Origin of the sequence: Streptomyces coryli, assembly GCF_011044975.1 — a bacterium.
GTDB lineage: Bacteria > Actinomycetota > Actinomycetes > Streptomycetales > Streptomycetaceae > Streptomyces > Streptomyces coryli.
In genome coordinates this window covers 1-6,321 of sequence record NZ_JAAKZV010000347.1, presented here as the reverse complement: position 1 = coordinate 6,321, position 6,321 = coordinate 1, and the positions used below count along the sequence as shown (strand labels likewise).

At 71.0% G+C, this 6,321-nt stretch carries 6 protein-coding genes; all 6 read right to left on the bottom strand.

The window, feature by feature from the left end; genetic code table 11:
• Nucleotides 1–65: 65 nt before the first annotated feature.
• Nucleotides 66–479 carry a hypothetical protein gene (locus tag G5C51_RS38780; protein ID WP_165245088.1) on the bottom strand — a complete coding sequence of 138 codons (414 nt, stop codon included), beginning with the start codon at nt 477–479 and terminating at the stop codon, nt 66–68.
• Nucleotides 476–898 carry a MarR family winged helix-turn-helix transcriptional regulator gene (locus G5C51_RS38775; RefSeq protein WP_165245086.1) on the bottom strand — a complete coding sequence of 141 codons (423 nt, stop codon included), beginning with the start codon at nt 896–898 and terminating at the stop codon, nt 476–478. The genes G5C51_RS38780 and G5C51_RS38775 overlap by 4 nt, the downstream gene beginning before the upstream one ends.
• Before the next feature lie 116 nt (nt 899–1,014).
• Nucleotides 1,015–2,652, bottom strand: coding sequence for a 2-oxoglutarate dehydrogenase, E2 component, dihydrolipoamide succinyltransferase (gene sucB, locus G5C51_RS38770; protein WP_165245084.1), 1,638 nt, complete (start codon nt 2,650–2,652; stop codon nt 1,015–1,017).
• A gap of 49 nt (nt 2,653–2,701) precedes the next feature.
• Nucleotides 2,702–4,090: a dihydrolipoyl dehydrogenase gene (gene lpdA, locus G5C51_RS38765; RefSeq protein WP_165245082.1), complete on the bottom strand. Its 1,389-nt coding sequence runs from the start codon at nt 4,088–4,090 to the stop codon at nt 2,702–2,704.
• A gap of 152 nt (nt 4,091–4,242) precedes the next feature.
• Nucleotides 4,243–5,799 carry a leucyl aminopeptidase gene (locus G5C51_RS38760; RefSeq protein WP_165245080.1) on the bottom strand — a complete coding sequence of 519 codons (1,557 nt, stop codon included), beginning with the start codon at nt 5,797–5,799 and terminating at the stop codon, nt 4,243–4,245.
• A 367-nt stretch (nt 5,800–6,166) separates the two neighbouring features.
• Nucleotides 6,167–6,304 (bottom strand): adenosylcobinamide-GDP ribazoletransferase, encoded by a 138-nt coding sequence (locus G5C51_RS38755; RefSeq protein WP_338118475.1) that lies wholly within the window; start codon nt 6,302–6,304, stop codon nt 6,167–6,169.
• Between the last annotated feature and the right edge of the window lie 17 nt (nt 6,305–6,321).

Here is a 6,321-nt window from a genome sequence, read left to right as displayed (position 1 = left end):
GTGTGCGAGCGGGCGGGGGGCGGGCTGTCGCGGGCGGACTGGGAGACGTATCTGCCGTCGGTGGGCTATCGCCGTACCTGCTGATACCAGGGGAAAGGCGCCCGGTCCGGCTCCGCCCAGCCGGTACGGGCCTCCGGGCTCGCCAGCGTCGCCGGGTGGTAGAAGCGGGTGAGGAGGCGCTTGTCGAGCAGCGCCGGGTGCTGTTCGGCGAAGGCGTCGAAGTCGGTGTCCGCTGTCTCCTCGGCGTGGTGGCCCACGAGTTCGACCCAGGCGCGGCTGACGGTGGCGTTGTACTTCTGCGGGGCGCCGGCGTAGCGGGCCGTGCGCTGGATGCCGTCGCTGATCAGCTCCGTCGCCGCCGCGGTGCCGTAGCGGCGGACGGTGAGCCAGGTGAGGTGGACGTGCTGGCGGTGGGCGAAGCGGTCGGCGGCGGACATCACCTCCGCCATCAGGTCGTCGAAGGGCGTCGCCGCGGTCATGCCCGCACCTCCGTCAGGGCCCGTACGACCTGGTGGAAGCCGTCGACCGCCGCAGGGGACAGGCCGTCGAGGGCGCGGCGCTCCAGCCCGGCGACGGCCTCGCTGATCGTCACGGCGGCCGCGCGGCCGGAGTCGGTGAGCTCGATCTGCACGGCGCGGCGGTCGCCGGGGCGGGGGCCTCGGGTGACGTGGCCGCGCCGCTCGAGCCGGTCGACCACGCTGGTCAGAGTCGTCGGGCGGGAGCCCACCGCGGCGGCCAGCTCGGAGGCGGTGTGGGGGCGGCCGTCGGCGAGGTTGGCGAGGGCGTTGATCTCGGCGGCGGTCAGACCGAGGTCCGCGAGCTCGGTGGCCAGGACGTGCAGCGTGGCGTGGGTGGCGCGCTGCAGCGCGAGCAGGGGGGAGTCGGGTGGCGCGTTCATGAGTTCTACGATATCGGATACTACGAGATCGCAGTAAATGCATTTCCGGGACCCATCACATACGGCGCCCCGCCCGGGAAGTCCCGGGCGGGGCGCCGTACGTGATGCTGCGGTGTTTACAGACCCAGCTCGGTCTCGAACTCCGCGGCCTCCAGGATCTGCTTGATCGTCGTCAGGTAGCGGGCCGCGTCGGCGCCGTCCACCAGGCGGTGGTCGTACGACAGGGTCAGGTAGACCATGTCGCGGACCGCGATCGTGTCGCCCAGCTCCGGGTCGGAGATGACGACCGGGCGCTTCACCGTGGCACCCAGGCCCAGGATCGCGACCTGGTTCGGCGGCACGATGATCGTGTCGAAGAGCGCGCCGCGCGAGCCGGTGTTGGAGATGGTGAAGGTCGCGCCGGAGAGGTCGTCCGGGCTGATCTTGTTCGCCCGTACGGCACCCGCCAGCTCGGCGGTCCGCTTCGCGATGCCGGCGAGGTTGAGGTCGCCCGCGCCCTTGATGACCGGGGTCATCAGGCCCTTCTCCGAGTCCACCGCGATACCGACGTTCTCGGTGTCGAAGTAGGTGATCGTGCCGTCGTCCTCGTTGATCCGGGCATTGATGACCGCGTGGGCCTTCAGCGCCTGGACGGCGGCCTTCACGAAGAACGGCATCGGCGAGAGCTTGACGCCCTCGCGCTGCGCGAAGGAGTCCTTCGCCCGGCCGCGCATCTTCATCATCTTGGTGACGTCGACCTCGACCATGGACGACAGCTGCGCCTGGCCGTGCAGGGCCTTCATCATGTTGTCGCCGATGACCTTGCGGATGCGAGGCATCTTGACCGTCTGGCCGCGGAGCGAGTCGGTCTCCAGCGCCGGAGCCTTCTTCTGCGCGGCGGCGGCCGGGGCGGCAGCGGCGGCCGGGGCCGACTTCGCGGCCTCGGCGGCGGCGATGACGTCCTGCTTGCGGATGCGGCCGCCGACGCCGGAACCCTTGACCGAGTTCAGGTCGACGCCATGCTCGGAGGCGAGCTTGCGCACCAGCGGGGTGACGTACGCGCCGTCGGCGGCCGGGGCCGGGGCGGCCGGAGCAGCCGGGGCCTCCTGCGCCGGAGCCGGGGCGGCCGGAGCCGGAGCCGCGGCGGGAGCCGCACCCGCGGCGCCGATCACCGCGAGCTTCGCGCCGACCTCGGCGGTCTCGTCCTCGCCGACCAGGATCTCCAGCAGCGTGCCGGCGGCCGGCGACGGGATCTCGGTGTCGACCTTGTCGGTGGAGATCTCCAGCAGCGGCTCGTCGACCGCGACCTCCTCGCCGACCGACTTCAGCCAGCGGGTGACGGTGCCCTCGGAGACGGACTCGCCGAGCTCCGGCAGCGTCACGTCGGTGCCCTGGGCGCCACCGGCGGGGGCGGCGGCCGGAGCCGGAGCCTCCTGGGCCGGAGCGGCCGGGGCTTCCTGAGCCGGGGCAGCGGGCGCCGCGGCCGGAGCAGCGGCCTCCTCAGCAGCCGGGGCGGGGGCGGCAGCGGGCGCGCCGCTGCCGTCGTCGATGACGGCCAGCTCGGCGCCGACCTCCACCGTCTCGTCCTCGGCGACCTTGATGGAGGCCAGGACGCCGGACGCGGGCGCCGGGATCTCGGTGTCGACCTTGTCGGTCGAGACCTCGAGCAGCGGCTCGTCGGCCTCGACGCGCTCACCCTCGGCCTTGAGCCAGCGGGTGACAGTGCCTTCGGACACGCTCTCGCCGAGCGCCGGCAGTGTTACGGAAACCGCCATGGTTTCGGTTGCTCCTTAACGATCTGTGCGGACTTCTGCGTGCCCTGGATTAGTCGTGCGAATGAAGCGGCTTGCCGGCCAGGGCCAGGTGGGCCTCGCCGAGCGCCTCATTCTGGGTGGGGTGAGCGTGGATGAGCTGCGCGACCTCGGCCGGCAGCGCCTCCCAGTTATAGATCAGCTGGGCCTCGCCGACCTGCTCGCCCATCCGGTCACCCACCATGTGTACGCCGACGACGGGGCCGTCCTTGACCTGGACGAGCTTGATCTCGCCCGCGGTCTTGAGGATCTTGCTCTTGCCGTTGCCCGCGAGGTTGTACTTCAGAGCGACAACCTTGTCGGCGCCGTGGATCTCCTTGGCCTTCGCCTCGGTGATCCCGACGGACGCGACCTCGGGGTGGCAGTACGTCACCCGGGGCACGCCGTCGTAGTCGATCGGCACGACGTCGAGTCCGGCCAGTCGCTCTGCCACCAGGATGCCCTCTGCGAAGCCGACGTGCGCGAGCTGCAGCACCGGGGTGAGGTCACCGACGGCGGAGACGGTCGGGATGTTCGTGCGCTTGTACTCGTCGGTGAGGACGTAGCCGCGGTCCATGGCCACGCCCACCTCCTCGTAACCCATGCCCTCGGACACCGGGCCGCGGCCGACGGCGACGAGCAGCACCTCGGCCTCGAAGGTCTTGCCGTCCGCGAGCGTGACCTTCACACCGTCGGCGGTGTTCTCGGCCTTCTCGAAGAAGGTGCCCAGGTTGAACTTGATGCCGCGCTTGCGGAAGGCCCGCTCCAGCAGCTTCGAGCTGTTCTCGTCCTCTACCGGGACCAGGTGCTTGAGCGCCTCGATGATCGTCACGTCGGCCCCGAAGGACTTCCACGCGGAGGCGAACTCGACGCCGATGACGCCGCCGCCCAGCACGATCGCGGACTTCGGCACCCGGTCGAGGGTGAGCGCGTGCTCGGAGGTGATGATGCGCTCGCCGTCGGGCACCAGGCCCGGGAGCGACTTCGGCTGCGAGCCCGTAGCGAGGAGGATGTGCCGCCCCTCGTACCGCTGGCCGTTCACATCGACGGAGGTGGGGGAGGACAGCCGCCCCTCACCACTGACGAAGGTGATCTTCCGGGAGGCCACCAGGCCCTGCAGGCCCTTGTACAGCCCGGTGACGACCTCGTCCTTGTACTTGTGGACCCCCGGCATGTCGACCCCGTCGAGGGTCGCCTTCACGCCGAACTGCTCGGACTCCCGAGCCTGGTCCGCGATCTCACCGGCGTGCAGCAGAGCCTTGGTGGGGATGCAGCCGCGGTGCAGGCAGGTGCCGCCCAGCTTGTCCTTCTCGATCAGGGCGACGTCAAGACCCAGCTGGGCTCCGCGCAGGGCAGCGGCATACCCGCCGCTACCGCCTCCGAGAACAACCAGGTCGAAAACGGTGCTGGCGTCGTTCGCCACGTCACGTCCTCCATGCGTGTGCGCTGCGCCGATCGGGGTTCCGACCGGCGCGGCGGCTCTTTTTCATCAGCCGCTGATTAAGCGGGGCCCTGTCCTGCCGAAGCCATCTTCGCACTTGTTGGCGAGGAACGCGGACAGCGGGGGTCCGGGGGCTAGACGGAGCCGCCGAGCTCCCCGGCCGCCGCCTGCTCGGCGATGCCGACGAGGGTCCGGACCGCGGAGCCGGTGCCGCCCTTGGGGGTGTAGCCGAACGGCGCGCTCGTATTGAAGGCCGGTCCGGCGATGTCCAGGTGCGCCCAGGTGATGCCCTCGCCGACGAATTCCTGCAGGAAGAGCCCGGCGACCAGGCCGCCGCCCATCCGCTCGCCCATGTTCGCGATGTCGGCGACCGGCGACTCCATGCCCTTCTTCAGCTCCGCCGGCATCGGCATCGGCCAGGACTGCTCGCCGGCCTCCTCCGCGATCTGGTGGATCTGGGTACGGAACACGTCGTCGTTCGCCATGATCCCGAAGGTGCGGTTGCCGAGGGCGAGCACCATCGCGCCGGTGAGGGTGGCGACGTCGACGATCGCGTCGGGGTTCTCCTCGGAGGCGCGGGTGAGGGCGTCGCCGAGGACGAGGCGGCCCTCGGCATCGGTGTTGAGCACCTCTACCGTCTTGCCGCTGTACATGGTCAGCACATCGCCGGGCCGGGTGGCGGACCCGGACGGCATGTTCTCGGCGAGCGCGAGCCAGCCGGTCACATTGGCCTCGATGCCCAGCTGCGCGGCGGCGGAGACGGCGGCGAGCACGGCGGCGGCGCCGCTCATGTCGCACTTCATCGTCTCGTTGTGGCCGGCCGGCTTCAGCGAGATGCCGCCGGAGTCGTACGTGATGCCCTTGCCGACGAAGGCGACGGTGCTGTCCGCGCCGGAGCTCGTGTAGGTGAGCTTGACCAGCCGCGGCGGCTGCTGCGAGCCCTGGCCGACGCCGAGAATGCCGCCGTAGCCGCCCTTGGCGAGGGCCTTCTCGTCGAGGATCTCGACCTTGAAGCCGTGCTCCTTGCCGGCGGCCTGCGCCTTGGCGGCGAAGGCGGCGGGGTCGAGGTCGTTGGAGGGGATGTTGATGAGGTCGCGGGCCCGGTTGACCTCGGCGCCGAGGACGAGGGCGCGCTGCGCGGCGGCCTTGTGCTCCTTGTCGCGCGGCTTCGCGCCGAGGACGGCGGCCTCGGCGAGCGGGTCCTTGGCGCCGTTCTTCTTGCTCTTGGCGTCCCTGACGCCGTTGCCGTTGGCCGCGTTGCCGGCACCGCGGTAGGCGGTGAAGGCGTACGCGCCGAGCAGCACGCCCTCGGAGACGGCGCCAGTGTCGTCGGCGTCCTCGATGGGCAGCGCGAAGGCGGCCTTCTTGGTGCCGGCGAGGGCGCGGGCGGCGGCACCGGCGGCGCGGCGCAGGGTCTCGGCGTCGAACCGCTCACCCTTCTCGGGCTCCTTGCCGAGCCCGACGGCAACGACGACAGGCGCCTTCACACCATCGGGCGCCGGCACCTTGGTGACCTCACCCTCACCACCGCTCGCGCCGAGCGCCTCGAGGACGGGACCGAGCTTCTTGGCGATCGCATCAATGCCATCACCGGTGACTACGGGCCCCTTGGGGCCCTTCGCCACACCGACGACGACGGCGTCCGCACGAATGGTGGCGGCGGAGGAGGTGGAAAGGGTGAGAGCAGTCACGGCGATCGGGTGTCCATTTCCGTCTCGGGCGGTAACGGGAGCTTTGGGCTGTGCCTTAAGGCAGATGCATCGTACGGCGCCCGCCCCGCAATTGCGCGCCCGGGCCCAACTGCGAGTACGCACCTTCGCGCCTTTGGCGCGGGTGGGTCGGCGGCGGACGGCTTTCGTTGCGCCGCAGGTGCCTGAGCGCGGCCGCCGCCCGGCAGACTGAAGCCGCCCCGCCCCCTTCCCTCTCCGTAGCCCGCCCGCGCCACAGGCGCAATGCACCCGACCGCCGCCCGGCAGACCGACCGTCACTCCATAGAAGAGCCGCCCGGCCACCGCCGGCCGTCACTGCATCGAAGAGCCGCCCGACTACCACCGACCGTCACCCCAGCGAAAGCACCACCAGCACCGTCACCGCAGCCGTCTCCGCCAGCGCCCCGAAGACATCCCCCGTTACGCCCCCCAGACGACGCACGCAGTGCCGCAGCAGCAGTTCCGCCGCCGTCAGCGCTAGGACCACGGCGGAGGCTGTCTCTT

Coding starts and splice junctions, on each gene's coding strand:
- G5C51_RS38780 (WP_165245088.1), bottom strand. CDS start 479: ATGACCGCGGCGACGCCCTTCGACGACCTGATGGCGGAGGTGATGTCC.
- sucB (WP_165245084.1), bottom strand. CDS start 2,652: ATGGCGGTTTCCGTAACACTGCCGGCGCTCGGCGAGAGCGTGTCCGAA.
- G5C51_RS38775 (WP_165245086.1), bottom strand. CDS start 898: ATGAACGCGCCACCCGACTCCCCCCTGCTCGCGCTGCAGCGCGCCACC.